Origin of the sequence: Sphingomonas arvum (genome assembly GCF_026013565.1) — a bacterium.
GTDB lineage: Bacteria > Pseudomonadota > Alphaproteobacteria > Sphingomonadales > Sphingomonadaceae > Sphingomicrobium > Sphingomicrobium arvum.
Genome location: NZ_JAPDOB010000002.1, coordinates 983,968 through 1,005,347, shown reverse-complemented (window position 1 = coordinate 1,005,347; position 21,380 = coordinate 983,968). Strand labels below are relative to the sequence as shown.

The following is a 21,380-nucleotide window of genomic DNA, read 5'->3' as shown; positions in this document are numbered from 1 at the left end:
CGGCGAGGAACAACAGGAATGGCGACCACCGCGACCCAAGGCACCGAGACCAAGCTGAAGCTGGACCCGCCCGAAGTGCTGCAGCCGGTGGTGCCGCAGGAGGCCGCCGGGCTCGTTCCGCTGAAGGACGGCGAGCAGAGCCAGCTGGAAAGCAAGGTCGACCAGTTCGTCGGTGAGTTGGTGGCGCTGGACGCGAACAGCCCGGACTTCGGCAAGAAGGTCGACCAGCTGACCGCCATGGGCCGCAAGGAGATCGCGGAAGCCGCCGGCGCGTCCAACCGGTTCCTCGACCGGCCGGTCAAGGCGATCGACAGCGACACGGGCATCGGGGCGGACCTGACGGAGCTTCGCCGCACCGTGGAGGCGCTCGACCCCAAGCGGAACGGAGCAATGAACCCGGCCCGCAAGCTGTTCGGGATCATCCCGTTCGGCAACAAGATCGGCAACTATTTCCGGCAGTACCAGAGCAGCCAGACCCACATTGCGCAGATCCTCAGCCGGCTGCAGTCCGGCAAGGACGAGCTGCTGATGGACAATGCTGCGATCGACACCGAGCGCGCCAACCTGTGGAAGACCATGCACCGGCTGGAGCAGATGATCCACATATCCAAGGCGCTGGACGCCAAGCTGGAGGACAAGGCGAACGAACTGGACGCGACGGAGCCGGCCAAGGCCAAGGCGATCCGTGAAACGGCGCTGTTCTACACGCGGCAGCGGACGACCGACCTGCTGACGCAGATGGCGGTGACGGTGCAGGGCTACCTGGCGCTGGACCTCGTCAAGAAGAACAATGTCGAGCTGGTGAAGGGCGTCGATCGGGCCTCGACCACGACCGTGTCGGCCTTGCGGACGGCCGTGACGGTGGCGCAGGCGCTGACCAACCAGCGGCTGGTGCTGGAGCAGATCGGGGCGCTGAACACGACCACCGCGAACATGATCGACTCGACCGGGTCGATGCTGAAGACGCAGTCGGCCGCGATCCACGAGCAGGCGGCGAGCTCGACCATTCCGCTGGAAACGCTGCAGCGGGCGTTCCAGAACATCTATGACACCATGGACTCGATCGACGCGTTCAAGATCAAGGCGCTCGAGAACATGAAGCAGACGGTGAACACGCTAGGCAACGAGGTGGAGAAGTCGCGGGGCTATATCGCGCGGGCCGAAGGCGCGCAGCAGAACCGGCTGGACGGGCCCTCCCCGCTATCGCCGCTTGAGGTGCAGTGAGCGAGGTCGACGACAAGGTCGGGCGCGCGCTAGCCCGGTTCGACCGGGTCATGGCGGTGGTCGACGAGAAGCAAGGCCCGGTCGCCACGCAGGCCCGCCGGCAACGGCAGCGGTCGCTGGCAACCTATGGGCGAGCGCTCAGCAAGGCGGCGCTGGTGGTGCTGGTGGTCAGCGTCCTGACCATCCTGGTCGGTCTGTTCGTGCCGATCGGGATCATGGGCTTCGTGGCGGCGGTCGCGCTGGCCGGCGGGATCGCCGCCATGCTGTTCTTCCACGATGTGCTGCAAGAGGTAGCGGCGCCGACGGTACCAACCGACCTGCCCAATGGCGAGATGGTGCAGCGGTTCGACAGCTTTCTCTACAAGAGCCGCCGCGCCCTGCCCGCCCCGGCGCAGACCGTGGTCGACGGGATCAGCGAGCAGCTGGGGACACTCAAGCAGACGCTGGAGCGGGTCGACACCCTTGACCCCGACGCGCAGGACGCCCGGCGGTTGATGAGCGTCCACCTGCCCGGGTTGATCGAGCGCTATGCCAACGTGCCGACGGCGTACCGGGCCGAGGCGGATGCGGAAGGCAAGACCGTGGACCAGCGGCTGGTTGAGGGACTGGAGGCAAGCCGGTCGGCGCTGGGCGAGGTCAACGAGCGGTTGGCCAAGCGGGACATGGACGCGTTTCAGACACAGGGGCGATTTATCACGTCCAAGTACGGCGGCGAGGACGGACCCGCCTAACCGCCGATCAGCCTGGAGGGCTACAAAGGCGACACCTAAACTTTAGTGCAGCCATACTTGTGCGCACAAGATGTTGCGGTTCGGTCCACCGCACTTGAGAAAAGGCGGAGCAGGCGCAGTCCTGTTGTGCAAGGCTTGCGATGGTGCGCTTACCCGTGGACCGTCTCGTGGCGCTCCAGCATGGCGACGAAATCGGCGATCTTGCGGGCGCGGGTCTCCGCCTTCTTCACTGATCCGATGCGATACAGGATGGCATAGCGGTTGGCGCCGCCAAGCGTGGCGAAGAAAGCTGCGGCCGTCGGGCTCCGGTCGAGCGCGGCCTGCAGGTCCGCCGGGATCTCGGCGGTGCTGGCAGGCGCGTAAGCCGCTTCCCAGCGGCCGTCGTTTCTCGCCGCTTCTATTTGCGCCAGGCCGGAGGGCCGCATACGCCCAGCCTCGATCAACTCGCCTGCACGGGTACGATTGACCTGCGACCACTTGCTGCGCTTGCTCCGCGGGGTGAAGCGAACAAGCCAGTATGAGCTGTCGTACTTGTCAAGTTGGCCGTCTATCCAGCCGTGGCACAGCGCGGCGTCGATTGCGTCCGACTTGGACACGCTGGCCACTTCTAAACCTGCCTTGGCAAGCTTGATCCACAGCCCGGGTGAGTTGGCCGGCTGGGCCGCAAGCCAGTCTTCGAGGGCGCTCAGCGAGGGAAAGGCGATGATCGGCAGCCCTTTGTGCTCTTCGGCCATGCCCATCAGCCCAAGTCCGCCAGCACCTCACCCGTATGCTCGCCCAGGCGGGGTGGCGGGCGGTCGGTGGTGGTGGGCGCGCCATCGAGGCGCAGGGGTGAGGTGACGAGGCGGAAGCGGTCCATGTCGCGGACCAGCTGGCGGTGGGCGGCTTGCGGGTCGCTGAGGGCCTGGCTGATCGTGTTGATCGGGCCGGCCGGGATGCCGGCGGCGTCGAGCGCTTCGGTCCAGGCAGCGGCGGAGCGTTGGGCGAGGCGGGCCTGGAGCAAGGGGACGAGCTCCGCGCGATGGGCGACGCGGGCGGCGTTGGTGGCGAAGCGCTCGTCCGTGGCCCACTCCGGCGCACCGACAATCTCCGCCAGGCGGGCGAACTGGCGGTCGTTGCCGACGGCGATGATCAGCGGTTTGTCGGCCGTCCGGAAGGGCTGGTAGGGCACCAGGTTCGGGTGGCCGGCGCCGGTTCGGCCCGGGTCGGCGCCGCTGACGAGGTAGTTGCTGGCCTGGTTGGCGAGGACGGCCAGGCTGACGTCGAACAGGGCGCTGTCGATGGTCGCCCCCTCCCCCGTCACCCCGCGGCGGACCAGGGCGGCGAGGATGGCGTTGGCGGTGTACATGCCGGTGAACAGGTCAACCACGGCAACCCCGACCCGCATCGGCCCGCCACCGGGCTCGCCATCGGGCAGTCCGGTGATGCTCATCAGGCCGCTCAGGCCCTGGATGATGTAGTCGTAGCCGGCACGCTCGGCGTAGGGGCCGTCCTGCCCGAAGCCGGTGATGCTGGCGTAGACGAGGCGCGGGTTGCGGGCGCGTAAGGTAGCGGCGTCGAGGCCGAACTTGGCGAGGCCGCCGACCTTGAAGTTTTCGACCACGACATCACAGGTGTCGGCCAGACGGCGGACGATGTCGGCGCCGTCCGGTTGGGAGAAGTCGATGGCGGCCGAACGCTTGCCGCGGTTGCAGCTGAGGAAATAGGCGGCGACTTGGGTCTCGCCGTCGCCATGCCAGGGCGGGCCCCAGTGGCGAGTGTCGTCGCCCACGTCCGGCCGCTCGATCTTGATGACGTCAGCGCCTAGGTCGGCGAGGAGCTGCGTGCACCAGGGGCCGGCGAGGACTCGGGAGAGGTCGAGGACGCGGATGCCTTGGAGGGGTTTGGTCATGAGGCGCGCTTAGCGCATTGGGGAGCGCCCTTCGACTGCGCGCTTTGCGCTCCGCTCAGGACAGGCCCTTCGACTGCGCGCTTTGCGCTTCGCTCAGGACAGGCCCTGCGACTGCCGCCTTGCGCCTCGGTCAGGACGGACCCTTCGACTGCGCGCTTTGCGCTCCGCTCAGGACAGGCGGGAGCGGCGCCAGGGCTTGCGGTCGGCGAGGATGGCGCGGGCGGCGTTGTGCCCGGGGGCGCCGGTGACCCCGCCGCCGGGATGCGCGCCGGAGCCGCACAGGTACAAACCGGGTAGCGGCATGCGATAGTCGGCGGCGCCGATCATCGGCCGTGCGCTGAACAGCTGGTCCAATCCCATCTTGCCGTGGAAGATATCGCCGCCGATGAGGCCGAAGCGGCGCTCGAGATCGAGCGGCGAGTGGATCTGGCGGCCGATCACGCTGGCGGCGAAGCCGGGCGCGTGCGCGTCGACGGTGGCGATGACCTGGTCGGCAACTCGGTCGCGGACCTTGTCCCAGCTGCGCCCATCCGGAAGCTGGTAGCGGAAGTGCTGGCAGAACAGGCTGGCGACGTGCCTGCCATCGGGAGCGAGGCTCGAGTCGAGGGTCGACGGGATGAGCATCTCCACGATCGGCTGGGCCGACCAGCCGTCGCGGCGGGCGTCGAGGTAGGCGCGGTCCATGTAGTCGAGGCTGGGCGCGATGATGATCCCGCCGGTGAGGTGGTCGCCGGCTTCGGGCAGGACGGTAAAGCGGGGCAGTTCGGACAGGGCCACGTTCATGCGGAAGGTGGCGCTCTCGCATGCCCAATGGCGGAAGTGGCGCTCGGCGGCGGGCGGAACGGCGGCGCTCGGGACCAGCCGTTCGAACAGCAGGCGCGGGTTGACGCCCGCGGCGACCTGCGGCGCGCGCCAGGTGCGGCCGCCGGCAACCACGCCGGCCACCCTGCCCCGCTCGACGATGACTTCCTCGACCGGAGTGTTGAGGACGATGTCGACGCCGGCCTCGCGTGCCGCGGCGGCCATGGCCTGGGTGATCGCGCCCATCCCGCCGATCGCGTGCCCCCATGCGCCCGGCACGCCGGCCGCTTCGCCGAACAGGTGGTGGAGCAGAACGTAGGCGGTGCCGGGCGTGTAGGGCGACGCGAAGTTGCCGACCACGCCGTCGAAGCCGAACAACGCCTTGGCGAGGTCATCCTTGAAGTGGCGGTCGAGGATGTCGCCGGCCGAGCGGGTGGCGAAGTCGTGGAGGGTGCGGACCTCGTCGGCGGAGAGGCCCTTGAGGTCGCCCGCCAGGCTGAGCAGCGCCGGCAGGCCGCGGACTCCGGCGCCGACCTCGGGCGGGCTCCTGAGCAGCCACTTGCGGATCAGCGGAACCACCGTGTCGAGCTCGACCAGATAGCGGTCGTAGGCTTCACCGTCGGCGGCATGGTGGCGCACGAGCTCGCGCCGGGTCAGGCCGTCGCGGCCTGCGAGGAGGTAGCCGTGGTCGGCCGGGAGGAAGTTGTCCTGTCGGCGCAGGACGACCTTCAGGCCGTGCCGCTCCAGCGCCATGTCGCGGATGACCTTGGGCTGGAGCAGGCTGACGGTGTAGCTGGCGGCGGAGTTGCGGAAGCCGGGCAGGAACTCGTCGGTGACCGCGGCGCCGCCGACGGTGCCCTGGCGCTCCAGCAGCGCAACCTTGAGCCCCTTCCGCGCGAGATAGAAGCTGCAGACGAGGCCGTTGTGGCCGGCACCGATGATGATCGCGTCGTACGTCACGTCACCCTCGCCGCCTCGCCGCTGCTAACGCATCAGCACCAGTTCTTCGGCCATGGTCGGGTGAAGGGCAACCGTGGCGTCGAAGTCGGATTTCTTGAGGCGCGCCTTCACCGCGACGGCGGCGGCCTGCATGATCTCAGGCGCGTCGGGGCCGATCAGGTGAACGCCGACCACCTCGTCCGAGCCGTCGTCCACCACCAGCTTGTAGAGCGAGCGTTCGTTGCGGCCGGCCAGCACGTTCTTCATCGGCCGGAAGTCGGAGGTGTAGGTGCGGACCACGCCGAGCTTGTTCTTGGCTTGTCCTTCGGTGAGCCCGACCGCGGCGATCGGCGGGTGAGAGAAGACGCTGGACGGCACGCAGCCATAATCGACCCGAGCTGGTTTGCCGCCGAACTGGGTGTCGGCGAACGCCTGGCCTTCGCGGATGGCGACGGGGGTGAGCTGAATCCGATCGGTAACGTCGCCGACGGCGAAGATGGACGGAACAGTGGAGCGATAATCGGCGTCGACCTTGATCGCGCCGCGCTCGGTCAGTTCGACGCCGACGTTTTCCAGGCCGAGTTCGTCGGTGTTGGGCAGGCGGCCAATGGCGAACAGGACAACGTCCGCCTCGATGTCGTCGCAACCTTTCATCCGGCACAGGATCGTGCCGTCGTCGCGCTCCTCGAGGGCGGAGAAGCCCGAGTTGAACCGCATGTCGATGCCTTTGGCGACGCTGATCTTCACCAAGCGGTCGACGATCTGCTCGTCATAGCCGCGCAGGATAGTGTCAGAGCGGTTCACCAGGGTGACGTGGGCGCCGAACTGGTGGAAGATGCCGGCGAACTCGTTGGCGATGTAGCCCCCGCCGGCGATGACCACCCGCCTGGGCATGCGCTCGAGGTGGAAGACCTCGTTGGAGGTAATGGCGTGCTCGATGCCGGGGATCTCCGGCAGGGCGGCGCGAGCGCCAACGGCGATCAGGATCTTGCCCGCGGTGACGGTGCGGCCGCTGGCCAGACGGAGCTGGTTGGGGCCAGTGACGACCGCCCTCTCCTTGAACACGGTGACGTCGTGGTTGCCGAGGGTCTCGCCGTAGAGGCCTTCGAGACGGGAGACCTCGGCCATGACGTTGTCGCGCAGCACGGTCCAGTCGAAGCGCTTTTCGGGCACGTCCCAGCCAAACATGGCGGCGTCGTCGAGGTCCTCGGCGAAGTGGGCGCCATAGACCAGCAGCTTCTTGGGCACGCAGCCGCGGATCACGCAGGTGCCCCCGACGCGGTGCTCCTCGGCCACGGCGACGCGGGCGCCATAGCCGCCCGCGATGCGGGCCGCGCGGACGCCGCCGGAGCCGGCACCCACGATGAACAGGTCGAAGTCGTAGTCGCTCACAGGCCGGCCTTCTCGATCAGGGCGCGGGTGGACGGGTCGAAGCTGTCGCGCTGGGTGGGGTCATCGATGGCCCGTGCGATGCTCTTGCCGAGCTCGACGCCGAACTGATCGAACGGGTTGATGCCGAGCAGGGCGGCTTCGGCGAACGTGCGGTGCTCGTAGAAGGCAATCAGCGCACCGAGCGTGCGGGCGTCCAGCCGGTCGAGCAGGATGGTCGCGGACGGGCGGTTGCCGGGATAACGGCGGTGCGGATCGTCACTGTCCTTGCCGGCCATCAGCGCGGCGCCTTGCGCAAAGGCATTGAGCAGCAGCTCACGGTGATGCTGCGGATCCTGGTCGTCGTCGCCCTCGGCTACGGCCACGAACTCGACGGGCACGAGGTGCGTACCCTGATGGAGGAGCTGGAACACGGCATGCTGGGCGTCCGTGCCCGTTCCGCCCCAGACGATGGCGGAGCTGGGCACGTCGAGCGGGCTGCCGTCGACCCGGACCGACTTGCCATTCGACTCCATGATGAGCTGCTGAAGGTAGGGGACCAGCAGGCGCAGACGCTCTTCATAGGCGAAGACGGCGCGGGTCGAGGCGCCGAAGCGCTCGGCATAGAGGCGGTCGGCGGTAGCGGCGAGCAGCGCGACGTTGCGCTCGGGCGGGCTGGTGCGGACGTGATCGTCCATCGCCGCGGCGCCCTCGAGCAGTTCGTCGAATGCGGTAACGCCGAGGGCCAGCGCAGCCGGGAAGCCGATGGCGGACCAGAGCGAGTAGCGGCCGCCGACGCTTTCCGCGAAGGGCAGGACGCGAGTCTCATCGATGCCGAACTCGACGGCACGCTCGGGGGCGGCGGTGATGGCGATCAACCGGCCGTAGGGATCGCCAACCCCATGCTCGCCCAGCCAGGCCAGCGCCGCCTCCGCATTGCGGAGGGTTTCGGCGGTGGTGAAGGTCTTGGAGGCGATGGCGACCAGGGTGGTCGCGGGATCGAGCTCCGCCACGGCGGCGTCGAACGCCTGGCCATCGATGTTGGACAGCACCGCGACCTTATAGCGGCGCTCGCGCCGGCCGAGCGCATCGACCAGCAGCTGCGGCCCGAGCGCCGATCCGCCGATGCCGATGTGGAGCACACCCGTGACGTCGCCAAAGGCACCGGCCTCGATTGCGTCGACCAGCCCGCGCATCCGCTGCCGCCGGTGGGCTGCGAGAGCGACCGAATCGTCCGAGCCGCTGCCCCGTTCGGCCAAATGCTCGGCCGCGCGGCCTTCCGTGGGGTTGACGACCTCGCCAGCTAACAGCCGCCCGAGCGCATCGCGGTAGGTGCTGCGGCCAGCTTGTCCCATGGAATCGGTGAGCAGGTCCGGGGTCAGGTGGGTCTTAGACCAGTCGAAGGTCAGCCCAGCAACGGCCACGGACAGCCGCGACGTGCGGTCCGGATGGTCGGCGAACAGGTTGTTGAGCGAGGGGAGATCGGCCGCGCCGATCCCGCTTTCGGTAATGGGCGGAGACATGACGGCTACATAAGCGTGCAGCCGGCAAAAGCCATCCCGGCCAAGTTCTCGCAAGGACTTGCTTGACCTGATGGCGTCGGCCCGAACAAAGCGGGCCGGTGGAAAAATTGAAGAAGCGGAGCGCGGAAGCCAAAGGTAGCGGCTGGCGCGGGATATTGTGGCTGGCGCTGTTCGCCTGGCTGCTGCGGAGCCTGGTGGTGGCGCCGTTCAGCATCCCGTCCGGCTCCATGCTGCCGGGACTGTACATCGGCGACTATCTGCTCGTGGCCAAATGGCCTTACGGCTACAGCCGGTCCAGCTTCCTGTTCGGCTTTCCGCCGATCAGCGGTCGGCTGTTCTCGCACCTGCCGGAGCGAGGCGACGTGGCCGTGTTCCAGGGGCCGACCGGCGAGGACGTGATCAAGCGGGTGATCGGATTGCCTGGCGATACGGTGGCGACGTCGGGCGGGCAGCTCGTGCTGAACGGCCGGCCGGTGCCGCGGGTGTCGCTTGGCCCGCTCGGCATACCATTGTCGCCGAACACCTCGTGCCGGACCGTTCCGCCGGCAGTGCCGGACGTGCGGGCTGGCGAGTGCCGTTATCCCGCTTACCGCGAAACGCTGCCCAATGGGCGCAGCTACGTGGTGCTGGACCAGGTCAACAATCCGGTCGCGGACGAATTCGGGCCGGTCACGGTGCCGGCTGGGACGGTGTTCCTGATGGGCGACAATCGGGACGACAGCGCGGACAGCCGCTTCGCTCCGGCAGAGGGCGGCATGGGGTTCGTGCCGGTCGAGGCGCTGGTCGGGCGCGCTCTGGTGACTTTCTGGTCGACCGACGGAAGCGCGTCTTGGCTGCTGCCCTGGACCTGGTTCACGGCGCTGCGGACCGACCGGCTCGGGGACGCGCATTGAGCGAGCTGGCAACCTGGGTCGAGCGCCGGCTGGGGCACAAGGCGGGCGACCTCAAGCTGTTCGAGCGGGCTTTGACCCACGGCAGCGCGGGCCGGGACAGTTACGAACGGCTGGAGTTCCTGGGCGACCGGGTGCTCGGGCTGGTGGTCGCGCGCTGGCTGTTCGAACGCTTCCCGGACGAGCCGGAGGGCAAGCTGAGCCGCCGCCTTAATGTGCTGGTCGCCCGGGAGACCTGCGCTCAGATCGGCCGCGACCTGGAGGTGCCGGCGCTCATTCGGCTGGGCAAGCAGGCGCGAGAGGATGGCGCCACGGGCAGCGACAACGTCGTGGGTGATGTGGTCGAGGCGCTGCTCGGCGCGCTGCTGATCGACGCCGGGCTGGATCACGCGGACGCGTTTGTTCGCCGGAGTTGGGCACCGTATCTCAACAGCCAGAAGCGCGCGCCTCAGCATCCCAAGTCGCAGCTACAGGAGGTCGCCGCTGAGCGCGGCCTGCGCCCGCCCGCCTACGAGATGCTCGGGCGATCCGGAGCGCACCATTCGCCGACCTTCCGGGTCAAGGTCGCGCTGACCGGCGTCGGCGAAGTGGAGGCGGAAGGATCGAGCAAGCAGGAGGCCGAAACGGCCGCGGCCAAGGCCATGCTGGAGAAGATATCGTGACCAACCGCTGCGGACTCGTCGCCGTTCTGGGCGCGCCGAATGCCGGCAAATCCACCCTCGTCAATGCGCTTGTCGGACAGAAGGTGGCGATCGTCAGCCCCAAGGCGCAAACCACGCGCGCGCGCCTGATGGGGATCGCGATCGAAGGGTCGAGCCAGATCCTGCTGGTGGACACGCCCGGCATCTTCGCTCCGCGGCGTAGGCTTGATCGGGCAATGGTCAAGGCTGCTTGGGAAGGTGCCGAGCACGCCGACCGGGTCCTGCTGGTGATCGACGCGGCCGCTAAGCTCGGGGACCGGGTGGAGCAGGTGCTGCAAGGGGTGGAACAGCGCCCCGAGCCGCGCATCGTGGTCCTCAACAAGGTGGACTTAGCCAGGAAGGAAGATCTGCTGCTGATCGCCGCGAAGCTGTCGGAGCGCCTGCAACCCGAAGCCGTGTTCATGATATCCGCGACGGCCGGTGATGGCGTGGCCGACCTGAAGCGGCAACTCGCGGCTGGGATGCCGGAGGGCCCATGGCACTACCCGGAGGACCAGCTGTCCGACGCCACCGATCGGATGGTCGCCGCTGAACTGACCCGCGAGCAACTCTACCTGCAATTGCATGCCGAGTTGCCTTACGCGTCTGCCGTCGAGACCGAAAAGTGGGAAGACCGCAAAGATGATGGCTCCACCGTCATCCATCAGCAGATTCTGGTGGAGCGCGACAGCCAGAAGGCAATCGTGCTCGGCAAGGGCGGCGCCAAGCTCAAGGCGATCGGCGCGGCCGCGCGCCAGGCCATCGGCGAGCACATCGGCCGCAAGGTCCACCTGTTCCTGCACGTCAAGGTGAACGCAAGGTGGGACGAGGACCGCGCTCTCTATCGGGAGATCGGGCTGGATTGGGCGGACTGATCATGTGCGGGCGCTTGCGCTCGGTCCCGCTCGTTAGGCGGACGCAACCATCCGCTGAACCGAGTGTTGACACTATTGTCAGCAGCGGACAGGCTGCCGACATGGAAGCCACGATGTACCGCCATGCGATTGGGATTGAACCTGCCGACATCGACCACATGGGTCATGTCAACAATAGCGTCTACCTGAAGTGGGTTCAGGAGGCTGTGGTGCGCTATTGGGAGAAGGTGGCGCCGACCGACGCCGTCGCCAAGCACCTGTGGGTCGCGCTGAAGCACGAGATCGAGTTTCGCCGGCCGACCTTTCTTGAGGACAAGGTCGTCGCGGACGTGATTGCGGAGCATGTATCGGGCGCCAAGGCGTTTTTCACGACCGTTATCCGTCGGGGTGAGGATGTGCTGGCGGAGGTGAGAAGCACTTGGTGCTGCCTCGACGCGGTCTCCAAGCGGCCGGCCCGTCTGGCGAACGACATCACCAGTCGCTTTCTGCCACCCAGTCAGGCCGAATGACGGCAAAGGTCCGGGTCGGTATCGGCGGATGGACGTTCCCGCCGTGGCGCAAGACCTTCTACCCAGCGAAGCTGCCCCAATCGCGTGAGCTGGAGTTTGCGGCGCAAGAATTCGGCGCGATCGAGATCAACGCGACCTTTTATGGCCGGCAGAGTCATGAAAGTTGGGAGAAGTGGGGTCGGGCGGTGCCCGACAACTTCCAGTTCGCGGTGAAGGGAAGCCGATATTGCGTCAGCCGGCCGAACCTTGGCGACGCGGGGGAAGGTGTCACGACCTTCTTGGCGCAGGGGCTAAGTGTGTTGGGCCCGAAGCTCGGTCCGATTCTCTGGATGTTCGCGGCCAGGCGATCGTTCGACCCGGAGGACGTTGCACGTTTTCTGGAGCTGCTGCCTCGGGAGCTCGATGGCCTTCCACTCAGGCATGCCATCGAGCCGCGCCACGAGAGTTTCCGCGACCAGACCTTTTTTGACCTCTGTCGTGACAACAACGTGGCGGTTGTATTCGGCGACGCCGACGAATTTCCCTGCATCGAGGCGGACACCGCCGACTTCGTCTATGCGCGGTTGCAGCGCATGCGCGAGGCATGCCCTACCGGCTATGATGAAGACTCGCTGGACCGCTTCGGGGACCGTGTGAGGGGATGGCAGAGCAAGGGGCGAGACGCCTATGTTTTCATGATCAACGGCGCTAAGGTGCGAGCGCCCGCGGCCGCTCGGAGCTTGCAGCAACGACTTGGCATCGGCTGAGCTGTCGGCCATCAGGCGGCATGATGGTCAACAACGCGCCGATCCGCCTGGCCCTGGTTGCGCCCGATGGGCGAATGGGAAAGGCAATCGCCCTTGCGGTGGCCGAGGACAGCCGCTTCGCTCTCGACCAGAATGATGCAGACGTGCTGATTGACTTCTCGGCTCCGTCAGCCCTGTCGGCAACGCTGGAGCGTGCGATGAACACCCAAACTCCGGTCCTGGTCGGGACTACTGGGCTGGAAAGTGACGCAAAGGCTGCGCTTGAGGGTGCGGCAAAGAAGGTCGCTGTGCTGCAGGCCTCCAATACGTCGCTCGGGGTAGCGCTGTTGGCCGACTTGGTCGAGCGCGCCGCTCACGTGCTCGGCGACGATTGGGACATCGAGATCGCGGAAGTCCATCACCGCAACAAGGCCGATGCACCATCGGGCACAGCGCTTGCCCTTGGTGAAGCCGCGGCACGGGGCCGATCTCACCCACTGCGAGCCGAACGCGCCCGCGACGGGACTGGCCTTGAGCGCCAGCGGGGCACGGTCGGTTTCGCTGCACTCCGCGGCGGCTCGGTTGCCGGGGATCACGACGTGATGTTCCTTGGACCCGAGGAGCGCCTGATTCTTTCCCACCGGGCCGAAAGCCGGAAGGTTTTTGCACGGGGAACCCTTGCTGCGGCGAACTTCCTTCGTGGGCGGATGCCCGGGCTTTACACCATGCGCGACGTCATCGCCGCGCTGTGAGGGAAGCTGAAACATTCGAGTTCTTCAGGCGCCTTGCCGAACTGAACCCCAATCCTGAAGGGGAGCTAGAGTGGACGACGCCCTACACGCTGCTGGTTGCGGTCGCGCTATCTGCACAAGCTACTGACGTCAGCGTCAATTTGGCTACTCGCAAATTGTTTGCGGTTGCCGACACACCCGAGAAGATGCTTGCCCTCGGCGAAGATGGCGTCAGAGAGCACATAAGGACAATTGGCCTGTTCAATACCAAGGCCAAGAACGTCATGGCGATGGCGGAGCAGCTTATCGCGCAGCATGGCGGGGAAGTCCCTCAGCAGCGAGAAGAGCTTGAGAGATTGCCCGGCGTGGGCCGAAAGACGGCCAATGTCGTCCTGAATATCGCATTCGAGCAACCGACGATTGCGGTGGATACCCATGTTTTCCGGGTTGCCAATCGTACCGGCCTCGCTCCGGGGGCAACGACGCTCGATGTCGAACTCGCGCTACTCAAGGTAGTCCCCGAGCTATTCCTGTCGCACGCGCACCACTGGCTTATCCTTCACGGACGCTACGTCTGCAAGTCACGCCGGCCAGAATGCTGGCGCTGCCCGGTTAGGGACCTCTGCCGCTACCGCTCAAAGACCCCCGCCCCGACACGCTAGTGCCAGACCCGGTTGAAGCGGCGGCCGAGGCCCGTCAGCAGTTCATATTGCGACATGCCGCTCCGCTGGGCGGCCTGTTCCAATGCAAAGTCGATGCTTACCCATTCGCCTTCGGCCAGCGAAGGCAATGCGTCACAACTCAGAACGATGAGGTCCATCGACACTCTGCCCAGTACAGGAAGCTTCGTACCGGAGGCTTCCCCTGAGCCGACGGAGGAGAAGCCGCGCCAGTAGCCGTCCGCATAACCTATGTTGATAATTGCAGCCTCGGTATTGCGATCTGCGTGGAAGGTGGCTCCGTACCCACAAGTCTCACCAGCCATGATCGTCCGACGCTGGACGACTTGAGCTTGCAGCTGCGCTACTTGCGTGATCTCGCCTCGAGCTTCTGCGCGGGGAATGCCACCATACAGCGCCAACCCAGGCCGGACCAAGTCGAAGCTAAACTCCCGCCCAAGGTAAATGCCCGCACTGTTCGCAAGGCTGTACCTCACGGCCTGCACCGCCGACGCGACCTCCCTGAAGCGGGTCAATTGTAACGCATTCAGCGCATGGTCTTCGTCGGCACAGGCGAGATGACTGTGCAGGGTATGGATTTGGAGGCCATTCAGGTGGTCGAGCTGGTCTGGCCTGAGGCCAAGCCGATTCATTCCGGTATCGATCATGACGTCGCAGCATCGTCCACCCGCGTGCTCGCGCCACCGTGCCGCCTGCTCAACCGTATTCAGCACGGGACGCGCGTCGCTCACCATTGCAGCTGGCAGATCGTCCGGTCCTATGCCGTGCAGCACTGCGATGGAGCCTGGTGGAGCAACCTTTCGCAGCCCCTCAGACTCCCACCAGCTTGACACAAGGAAGTCGCGGCAACCCGCCTCCGCAAGGGTCAGGACAACTTCCGCCGCACCTAATCCGTAGGCGTTCGCCTTGACAGCCGCCGCCGCCGGTACCCCGGCTCGTTCAACTAGGGAGCGCCAGTTACTTGCAAGGGCATGCTTGCTGCACATCAATTTAAGTGGCTGGTGCATGGCAGCCCACTACCTATGTGCCTCAGCTCAGTCGAGCTCCGGCAATGCCAAGTACGGCAAGCTGCTAACCAATTTGGTCCTGAGACAATCGCCTCAGACTGCGATTAAGCCATGTTGCCGAAGCGCGTTCAGCACAAAGTTTAGGGTGGCCCTCGCTTCGGTATCAATGCTCGTGCCGCCTGTGGGATTCGGGATCGCTGCCTGCTGCCCGCCTACGACCTTGCGTCCGTTGACCCGCACTTCGCTGGCTCGGCACACTCCCTGCTGCCAAGCCCCTGCCATGTAGCACCAACTCAGGGCGGTGTTTCGATCGATGACCGTCAAGCCCTCAGTTGGGCGCACGACCCTCCAGCCACCAGCAGTCCAGCTCGCCAACCCGCCTGCGAAGCTGCCCCAATCGCCTATAGGCGCCGATCCGATCAGAAATTGTTGTCCAATGGTTGGAGCGCTTGGCGGCGAATTCCCCGGAGAACCTTCGACAACGGGCTGAACCAGGCATTCGAGCAATTGTATCGCCTCGTTATGAGTAACCTCTTTCTGGCTCTGCCCGGGAGAAAGCAGCGGCAAACTAAAACGGGCGGAAGTCATGAACGCTTCTCCACATTGATGGAAACGGGGTGCGACCGCGCAAAGGTGCCGAGTTGCACCACCGAGAGCTCGAAAGGATAAGCACCGACGGAAGAAAGCTCGGCCGAGCTGATGAAGCAGTCTTGTGCTTGGACTTCCTTGGTGAGCGAACCAAGCTGCCCGCCGACTCTCACCAGGTATCGTTCGCTTTCTTCGCCGAGAGGCGCGTCGAGATAGTCGTTCCAGTCGTAACCTACTCTGCTACGGCGGATCCAGTTCGCCTTCAGCCCACCATCAAAGGTCGTCGCACAACGCAGTTGACAGGGTGCCGGCGGCCGACAAGCCTCGAATGTAAAATCAAGTTGAGCTGATCCCGGTGCAAGTCCGTCTCCCACTCCGCGTCCGGTCGCGAGTATCCTCCGACCTATCGCCACGCGTGGAAGTCCCGCTGTGGTCAGATCGGAGCGTCGCAGGAGCACGAAGCGGTCACCTTCACGATGGTCGCTCATGGCCCACTCTGTTCCGAACCGCCCGCGCAGCAGCTGACTGAGACGGAAGCGTCGGCCGCCAAGCGGTTCGACTCTGGCGAATTGGAGCAGCTCCCTCCCAAGAGCAGCGAGGTTTGCGCCGGCTAGAAGATCGTCGGCAGTGCAATTCTGGAGCCAATCGTCATCCCGCAGCTCCAGGATTACGCTATTAACTTGGTCGAAAAGGCTTTCCGAACCGGGCGACAGACGCGACCGAGCCACACCGAGCACAGCTCGCGCGGGTGCAGCCAACTCAAGCGGGGCCATGCTTTCAGCGGTAAGGACGAGAGGAAGCGCGCGCCATGGCTGCTGTCCTCCAGATACGGCGATGCTGATCATTGGGTCGCCGGCGACTTCGTTCATCGCCGGTAGATCGAGCAGCACAATGTCGCTTGGTTCCGCGATTCGATCGAGCGCACCGATAGTTCGGCCGGCATCTGCTTCGATCGGAACGGATCGGCCCGGCACCCGGCAGCACCTGAGGTGAACCACCCAGCTTTCCAGCATGCGGCCCGTGATGCGCCATTGCTCATCTTCCGAGGTGACCAGGCGGTCTCCTATGCGCGCTCCGGCGAATGTTAGGGGGAGCTTGAACTCGGCAGTCTCACGCTCATCCCAAATCTTCGTGAGGAGATCATGGGCCGACGTCCTTGCCGCACTGGCTGTCAGAACTGCAGGTATCTCGATGAGGCGGCTTTCCCGAGCGTTGGTCGACCAGGTAGCTTGCTGTTGCCCGCCTTGGTATTCGAGTGCAGCGTCGAAGTATCGCAAGGATACCCGGGTCGGGAGATCGGCACTTGGTGCCCGGCGAATGGACGCGCGCGGAACAGCTGCTTCCAGGCCACAACCAAGTTCGTGGTCTTGGATGGTAAGCAAATTAGACGCTGGCGACGCATTCAATTGTTCCCCCGCGACCGCAAGCTGGATCTGCTGCACTTCCAGCAGTGGCGACAAGGCATCCCCAACCGTCGGGCCGGAACCCGCATAACCCGCAACTGTGTTGCTTGCGCCGCCTTGGATCAGCCCGCTGCTCAGATCTGCCAAGATGTATTCCGTGGTGGGCTGGTCCTGATCTGCCTCCAATTCAAAGGTGAGGACGGGTATGCGGTTGCCGAACTCAAGGAGTTGCAACTGCTCGAACACAGCGAGGGAAATACCGCGGTACGCCGGAGTATTATCGATACCCTCGATGGAAGCGATTAGTGGATCGATGCGCTGGTCCTCGTCGCCTCGATAGAACCGGAAGTTGGTGGGCACCTTCCAGTCACCAGCCTCCCCCCGCAGCAGCTTACCGTCCGCCCAAATCCTGCGCACGCGGTTCGCCCCCCGGGAAGAGAGCGCCACGGCAAAGCTGGCCGAGTAGCTGTAAGCGCCGCCAGTCGGTGGTGCCTTTCCACCACCAGCCGGAATGTTTGCGACCAGATCAGTCGCCCACACGACTGCGCCCGCGACACGCATCGTTCCGTAGATCCGAGGCAATTGCGCCCCGTAGCTCGACGATTGGAACGCCAAGTCTGCAAGACGCGACCGCCCAGCCCTGCCGGAGCCAAGTATATTGGTGTCGATGGTCTGCCCGACGAAGGTACCGATGAGGCCGCCTATTCCGCCGCCCAGGGCAGCACCGACCCCGCCAAGAACAAGTGTAGCCATTTCAGGGACACCTTCGAGTTCGCCGGCGGTACACCCGGATCAGCGGCCATTCGGCCGGGAAGGGCCGCTCAACGACACGGCCGACCAAAGCATTCGCCTCGATCAATCGATCCCCGGCATGCAGAGCAAGGTGTAGGCGATTGACGTTGCAGCGGAATACCAACGCGTCTCCAGCGCGCATCGCCGGCCTTGGTATACGGCGGAAATGCTCGGCGAATGCCTGATCCAGGGAAGCAAGCCCATGGCCGCGAAGGCCATAGTTCGCAGGGTATGCTTCAGCATCCAGGTCATAACTGTGAAGGATGACGCCGACGCAATCCAAGCCAACATCAGGGTGCCTGCCTTGAAGTCGGAAGCGCGTGCCGATCAGATCCGAAGCACGCTCAAGAGCGCTCATCTTAAACGCCTGGATAGCGCGTGAGGAAGTCAGTCCCCGGGAGATGTGGCTCTCCTCGGAAGTTGACCACGTTAGCGAACCTGTCACGACAGGTCTGGAGGCGCTTGTCGCAGCCCTCGGTCAGCTTCACGACATCTCCGATTGCAACGCGCCTTGAAGGTGTTTGCCGGAGCTGGACCGCCGCTCCACCGACGTGGACGACTTGCGTCTGGAGAGCGCAGTTTAGCCCGCTCATCCAACGCAGGTCCCCCAAAGTGAATTTGGCTCCGAGCTCTCGATCCAGGGTGAGGGTCGCACCGTCCGCCGAGACGACCTTGGCGCGTACACTTCGGTCGGCAAGATCAACCCGGCATGCCTTGTCGCCCAGCGCAGCCCTGCAATCGGGCGATGTCGCGGGGCACACGGACCGGGAAAGATGCCGACTTGGTCCCTGGAAGTCGACCGTGAACTGGTCACCCTCGACATCCACTTCGCCGATCTCCCCACGGCACAGCTCAACGAAGGCGGTCTCGGTCTGCCAATCCGCAGCGATCAAAGTAGCTCGGGCACCATCCCAACGACCGCACTGCAGGTCGGATGCGCTCAGGGCTGCACTGTCAAGGGAGCAGACCAGCTCGGCCAGGGGCTGATCAAGTGACCCGTCCTGCACCGCGTTCGGCATCAGCCCTGGCGTTGTGAGGCATAGGGTGCCGCCGATGCGGACATCACGATCATGACTCGTCAGCGCGATGCCCGCTCCATCCCGACGCTCAACTGTCCAGCAGAACGACAGCGCCGTGAGTTCGCCCTCCAGCCTCGGCATCAGCAATCCTCCCGAATTTCGATCAGCGGAACGCTGGGCGCCTCGCCTGCCTGGAAGCTCGCACGATTGATCTCGAGCTGATCGCTTGCGAACCGGACGGGAACGTCGAACAGGAAGCCGGCGCGCACCTCTTCTCCCGCTTCGGGCGGCATGTCGAACAGGATGAAACCGTGCTCGCCCATGGACCATCCACTATGGCGCTCGTCGCTGCCGACGGCTATCCTGACGCTGCCCGGAAGGGGGCGGGTGATCCTTCTTTGCTCCCCCGTTCCATAGCGCTTGAGCAACGGGAACTCCGTCCGTCGTCCATCTCCGACGCCGAGCAACTGGTCGCTCGCCGCCGGCTCATCGGACATGCTTGCGGAACTGAAGTCATAAGGATCACGGAAGCGAAAACCTACAGCACTGCCGCGGCGAGCTCGAAAGAAGTCGACCAACCGACCAAGCTCTCGTTCCCCCCGGACGCCCGGTCCGGCGTCAAACCGCAATCGAGCTTGCGCCCAATTCGAGTTGCGGAATTCGTGCCCACTCGCGCTGGTCACCACCGTGGTGGAGAAAGCTGGTGCGATGCTCGCTTCTGCTCCGATCTCGATCGGAAAGGCCACGTCATCAAACGCGTTCAACCGTTCACTCCCATCATCGAAGATTGTGATCGCATCGCGAACGATCTGCGGCAGGGCCCATACGAAAACCTCTGCCAAGCCCTTCCGGAGGGCCGAGCGAATGGCCCCCAGGATTGCTTCCCAATCGTCCGCCTTGCTCTCCTGACTAGCGAAGCCCGCCAGGTAGTGCCGCATGCCCAGAGCGTAATTCAGGCGTGTTGCCGCGAGCTCGCCCGCCGCGCTCGCTAGAGCCTTGCGGCCGCGGGTCACCCATTCGTAGTCCTCAATTTGAAGCACATCGAAGGCGGGGCTCGACCAGCCTAGCGGAAGATTGGCGCGACGCAGTTCAGGCGCCTGCGGGTCGAGCGTTCCGCAAAGATACGTGAGCAGCGCGAGTTGCGCTCCTGCATGTTCAGCGCGAACCGCACCCGCAATGCTGGCAGTTGCTGCCGCGAGCAGTTGTCCAGCCCGATCCAGCATCGCCTTCTGCTGCGACGACTTCGCGCCGCGAACGTCACCGACGTCGATCACATCTCCGCCGATCGCGGCACGGGTCGCCGGGTCGTACGCACACAGGCGATAATCAGAGGAAATCCACCACCACGGCTCTCCGATCTGGAACCGCACGGGCAGTTCCGCCTCCGTCAGCAAGCGGCAGAACCGCAGCGCCACTCTCCTTAAGTAATCCACTGCATCTCCGCTGGCCGGCGACACGAGCGTGGATGGTGGTGCATAGCCCGTAAGAGCAGGTCTCCCGCTCCAATCGCGCTGCTTCCATGCTTCGGGGCAGAACATGTCGAGCAGTTCGAAGGATAGCGAGAAGATGACCTCGAACCCGCGCTCCTTCGCAGCAGTGGCGAAAGCCTCGTGCCAGCGCTCGGCCGCACTGTTCACCGCAACCGAACTGTCGAGGAGTCCCGAGGGTAGAAGCCGCTGATAGTGGCTCATCCCAACATAATGGTTGATTACCTTGCGATACCCGAGTCGCTCAACGAGATCGACGACGCGCTCCGGCACCGATTGATAAAGGTCGTCGTACGCCGTGCACATACGCACAGCGTGCTCCGGCACCATTGCGTCGGCGATGTCGAGAACGCTTCCAGACCCATCACAGGCCATGTTGGTCAGGCGCAGCGCGGCGGACCTGACCCGCTCGAACGGCGCCGAAGACGATGGATCATAGCCGGGCGCAACCAGGCTGAAGAACATGCGGTCGATGTCCCCGGGGTAGACGCGACCAGCCTCCCGAGACAGCGCGAAACCTTCCCTGAGATCGTCGAAATCGATCTTAATCTCAGCATCTTCAGGCTGCCCGGAAGCGTAGTTCCAAAGACGAACATACCAGGTTCTCGGCGCCCCTCCCGAATCCCGTCCTTCGATGGTCAGCGTTGGGCCGTTCACGGCGTCGAGGCGTACTAGGCCTTCAGACTGCCACCGGAACCGTAGCTGACAATGCGAGTAGTCGCGCTTTGTCTCGCGCTTGTGCACCGGATGAGCGTAGCGGTCCTCGCTCTCGTAGATCAGGCCGACAAGGTCGCTCGGCCTCAGGAACTCGGCCGTTAGCAGGAGGCTGTGTGGCTCACCCCCGAGGACAATCGACGCGCGCGCTCCGCGAGGAAAGTCCACGGTAAAATGTTGCGGGTCGAACCGCTTGATGAACGATCGTTCGAGCGGCGCATCTTCCCGTGTCACCCAATGTCGGATCATTGCTGCCTCGTCACTGCAGCACGCAATGCCGCGGCGATCTGCCGGCTGGAGCGGCTGAAAGCCTGCGGCTCGCTGCCTGCAGGCGCCACAATCGACATGGTGACCTGCACGTTGCGCGAGCCGCCGCCGAGGTGCTCTATGCGGCCCGCCTGCTGCGGCACGAACACTTCGGGCCCACGCTCGCCGACCAGGTACGGGCGACCGTCCGTGACCTGCCCGCCCGCCGCGCGGCCAGCAAGGCTGCCCAGCAGCCCCGACAGCAGCGTCGTCGGCATGCTTCCGCCGCCACCGGCGCCCTGGCCGCCCAGGAACGAACGGACGGAGGCCTGCGCCACGTCCGCCATCGCCGCGGTGGCCACCCGGCGCAGATCGTCGAACCCGATCTTCCCGCCGGTCACCGCACGGGTCAGAGCGCCTTCGATCACCCTGCCCGCTCGCGCTGCGCCGTTCGCCAGTGGCCCTTCAAGCTCGCCGCGCATTTTCGACACATCGCGCGCGAACGTTGCCGTGTCGGCTCGAACACTGATCACCAGTCGCTCCACCGTATCGTCCAT

Annotated in this window: 21 protein-coding genes; 9 read left to right on the top strand and 12 right to left on the bottom strand. The window is 65.2% G+C overall.

What is annotated here, in order from left to right:
• Positions 1–18: 18 nt before the first annotated feature.
• Together OMW55_RS12590 and OMW55_RS12585 are read left to right on the top strand one after the other, a co-directional pair.
• A complete protein-coding gene (locus OMW55_RS12590) occupies positions 19–1,224 on the top strand; it encodes a toxic anion resistance protein (RefSeq protein ID WP_264883591.1) in 1,206 nt (401 codons plus the stop codon).
• The gene (locus OMW55_RS12585) at positions 1,221–1,955 is read left to right on the top strand and encodes a hypothetical protein (RefSeq protein ID WP_264883590.1); all 735 of its coding nucleotides are present in this window, start codon (positions 1,221–1,223) and stop codon (positions 1,953–1,955) included. Before OMW55_RS12590 ends, OMW55_RS12585 begins: the two co-directional genes overlap by 4 nt.
• A gap of 149 nt (positions 1,956–2,104) precedes the next feature.
• Here OMW55_RS12585 and OMW55_RS12580 read toward each other — a convergent pair whose 3' ends face one another.
• The 5 genes from OMW55_RS12580 to pgi all read right to left on the bottom strand — a co-directional run bounded on the left by OMW55_RS12580 (position 2,105) and on the right by pgi (position 8,477).
• A complete protein-coding gene (locus OMW55_RS12580; protein WP_264883589.1) occupies positions 2,105–2,689 on the bottom strand; it encodes a YdeI/OmpD-associated family protein in 585 nt (194 codons plus the stop codon).
• Positions 2,690–2,694: 5 nt separating this feature from the next.
• Positions 2,695–3,846: a CaiB/BaiF CoA transferase family protein gene (locus OMW55_RS12575; protein ID WP_264883588.1), complete on the bottom strand. Its 1,152-nt coding sequence runs from the start codon at positions 3,844–3,846 to the stop codon at positions 2,695–2,697.
• A gap of 168 nt (positions 3,847–4,014) precedes the next feature.
• Complete coding sequence (locus OMW55_RS12570) at positions 4,015–5,607, bottom strand: phytoene desaturase family protein (protein ID WP_264883586.1); 1,593 nt, start codon at positions 5,605–5,607, stop codon at positions 4,015–4,017.
• Positions 5,608–5,631: 24 nt separating this feature from the next.
• A complete protein-coding gene (gene gorA, locus OMW55_RS12565) occupies positions 5,632–6,978 on the bottom strand; it encodes a glutathione-disulfide reductase (RefSeq protein ID WP_264883584.1) in 1,347 nt (448 codons plus the stop codon).
• Entirely contained in the window at positions 6,975–8,477 is a 1,503-nt protein-coding gene (pgi, locus tag OMW55_RS12560) for a glucose-6-phosphate isomerase (RefSeq protein WP_264883582.1), read from the bottom strand. Before pgi ends, gorA begins: the two co-directional genes overlap by 4 nt.
• A gap of 98 nt (positions 8,478–8,575) precedes the next feature.
• Here pgi and lepB point away from each other — a divergent pair, with 98 nt between their 5' ends.
• From lepB to nth, 7 genes are all read left to right on the top strand, one after another.
• The gene (lepB, locus tag OMW55_RS12555) at positions 8,576–9,370 is read left to right on the top strand and encodes a signal peptidase I (RefSeq protein WP_264883580.1); all 795 of its coding nucleotides are present in this window, start codon (positions 8,576–8,578) and stop codon (positions 9,368–9,370) included.
• Complete coding sequence (gene rnc / locus OMW55_RS12550; protein WP_407822145.1) at positions 9,367–10,029, top strand: ribonuclease III; 663 nt, start codon at positions 9,367–9,369, stop codon at positions 10,027–10,029. The genes lepB and rnc overlap by 4 nt, the downstream gene beginning before the upstream one ends.
• Positions 10,026–10,922: a GTPase Era gene (era, locus tag OMW55_RS12545; protein WP_264883579.1), complete on the top strand. Its 897-nt coding sequence runs from the start codon at positions 10,026–10,028 to the stop codon at positions 10,920–10,922. The genes rnc and era overlap by 4 nt, the downstream gene beginning before the upstream one ends.
• A 101-nt stretch (positions 10,923–11,023) precedes the next feature.
• Positions 11,024–11,431, top strand: a complete 408-nt coding sequence (locus tag OMW55_RS12540; RefSeq protein WP_264883578.1) for an acyl-CoA thioesterase — start codon at positions 11,024–11,026, stop codon at positions 11,429–11,431.
• The gene (locus OMW55_RS12535; protein ID WP_264883576.1) at positions 11,428–12,177 is read left to right on the top strand and encodes a DUF72 domain-containing protein; all 750 of its coding nucleotides are present in this window, start codon (positions 11,428–11,430) and stop codon (positions 12,175–12,177) included. Before OMW55_RS12540 ends, OMW55_RS12535 begins: the two co-directional genes overlap by 4 nt.
• Before the next feature lie 20 nt (positions 12,178–12,197).
• Positions 12,198–12,908, top strand: a complete 711-nt coding sequence (dapB, locus tag OMW55_RS12530; protein ID WP_264883574.1) for a 4-hydroxy-tetrahydrodipicolinate reductase — start codon at positions 12,198–12,200, stop codon at positions 12,906–12,908.
• Positions 12,905–13,549 carry an endonuclease III gene (gene nth, locus OMW55_RS12525; protein WP_264883572.1) on the top strand — a complete coding sequence of 215 codons (645 nt, stop codon included), beginning with the start codon at positions 12,905–12,907 and terminating at the stop codon, positions 13,547–13,549. The genes dapB and nth overlap by 4 nt, the downstream gene beginning before the upstream one ends.
• Here nth and alr read toward each other — a convergent pair.
• From alr to OMW55_RS12490, 7 genes are all read right to left on the bottom strand, one after another.
• A complete protein-coding gene (alr, locus tag OMW55_RS12520) occupies positions 13,546–14,574 on the bottom strand; it encodes an alanine racemase (protein ID WP_264883570.1) in 1,029 nt (342 codons plus the stop codon). The genes nth and alr overlap by 4 nt on opposite strands.
• A gap of 93 nt (positions 14,575–14,667) precedes the next feature.
• A complete protein-coding gene (locus OMW55_RS12515) occupies positions 14,668–15,162 on the bottom strand; it encodes a DUF2793 domain-containing protein (RefSeq protein ID WP_264883569.1) in 495 nt (164 codons plus the stop codon).
• Complete coding sequence (locus OMW55_RS12510) at positions 15,159–17,318, bottom strand: phage tail protein (RefSeq protein ID WP_264883567.1); 2,160 nt, start codon at positions 17,316–17,318, stop codon at positions 15,159–15,161. The genes OMW55_RS12515 and OMW55_RS12510 overlap by 4 nt, the downstream gene beginning before the upstream one ends.
• Before the next feature lies 1 nt (position 17,319).
• Positions 17,320–17,715, bottom strand: coding sequence for a peptidoglycan endopeptidase (locus OMW55_RS12505; RefSeq protein ID WP_264883565.1), 396 nt, complete (start codon positions 17,713–17,715; stop codon positions 17,320–17,322).
• Between the two features lies 1 nt (position 17,716).
• Positions 17,717–18,517 carry a DUF2163 domain-containing protein gene (locus OMW55_RS13995; RefSeq protein WP_407822144.1) on the bottom strand — a complete coding sequence of 267 codons (801 nt, stop codon included), beginning with the start codon at positions 18,515–18,517 and terminating at the stop codon, positions 17,717–17,719.
• The gene (locus OMW55_RS12495) at positions 18,517–20,826 is read right to left on the bottom strand and encodes a DUF2460 domain-containing protein (RefSeq protein WP_264883560.1); all 2,310 of its coding nucleotides are present in this window, start codon (positions 20,824–20,826) and stop codon (positions 18,517–18,519) included. Before OMW55_RS12495 ends, OMW55_RS13995 begins: the two co-directional genes overlap by 1 nt.
• The gene (locus tag OMW55_RS12490; protein ID WP_264883558.1) at positions 20,823–21,380 is read right to left on the bottom strand and encodes a tail tape measure protein; all 558 of its coding nucleotides are present in this window, start codon (positions 21,378–21,380) and stop codon (positions 20,823–20,825) included. The genes OMW55_RS12495 and OMW55_RS12490 overlap by 4 nt, the downstream gene beginning before the upstream one ends.

What these genes read in the sequence shown, in the direction of transcription:
- OMW55_RS12505 (WP_264883565.1), bottom strand. Translation starts at nt 17,715, where the DNA reads ATGAGCGCTCTTGAGCGTGCTTCGGATCTGATCGGCACGCGCTTCCGA.
- alr (WP_264883570.1), bottom strand. Translation starts at nt 14,574, where the DNA reads ATGCACCAGCCACTTAAATTGATGTGCAGCAAGCATGCCCTTGCAAGT.
- OMW55_RS12490 (WP_264883558.1), bottom strand. Translation starts at nt 21,380, where the DNA reads ATGGACGATACGGTGGAGCGACTGGTGATCAGTGTTCGAGCCGACACG.
- OMW55_RS12540 (WP_264883578.1), top strand. Translation starts at nt 11,024, where the DNA reads ATGGAAGCCACGATGTACCGCCATGCGATTGGGATTGAACCTGCCGAC.
- OMW55_RS12590 (WP_264883591.1), top strand. Translation starts at nt 19, where the DNA reads ATGGCGACCACCGCGACCCAAGGCACCGAGACCAAGCTGAAGCTGGAC.
- OMW55_RS12510 (WP_264883567.1), bottom strand. Translation starts at nt 17,318, where the DNA reads ATGGCTACACTTGTTCTTGGCGGGGTCGGTGCTGCCCTGGGCGGCGGA.
- pgi (WP_264883582.1), bottom strand. Translation starts at nt 8,477, where the DNA reads ATGTCTCCGCCCATTACCGAAAGCGGGATCGGCGCGGCCGATCTCCCC.
- OMW55_RS12535 (WP_264883576.1), top strand. Translation starts at nt 11,428, where the DNA reads ATGACGGCAAAGGTCCGGGTCGGTATCGGCGGATGGACGTTCCCGCCG.
- OMW55_RS12580 (WP_264883589.1), bottom strand. Translation starts at nt 2,689, where the DNA reads ATGGCCGAAGAGCACAAAGGGCTGCCGATCATCGCCTTTCCCTCGCTG.
- OMW55_RS13995 (WP_407822144.1), bottom strand. Translation starts at nt 18,517, where the DNA reads ATGCCGAGGCTGGAGGGCGAACTCACGGCGCTGTCGTTCTGCTGGACA.
- dapB (WP_264883574.1), top strand. Translation starts at nt 12,198, where the DNA reads ATGATGGTCAACAACGCGCCGATCCGCCTGGCCCTGGTTGCGCCCGAT.
- OMW55_RS12575 (WP_264883588.1), bottom strand. Translation starts at nt 3,846, where the DNA reads ATGACCAAACCCCTCCAAGGCATCCGCGTCCTCGACCTCTCCCGAGTC.
- OMW55_RS12515 (WP_264883569.1), bottom strand. Translation starts at nt 15,162, where the DNA reads ATGACTTCCGCCCGTTTTAGTTTGCCGCTGCTTTCTCCCGGGCAGAGC.
- OMW55_RS12495 (WP_264883560.1), bottom strand. Translation starts at nt 20,826, where the DNA reads ATGATCCGACATTGGGTGACACGGGAAGATGCGCCGCTCGAACGATCG.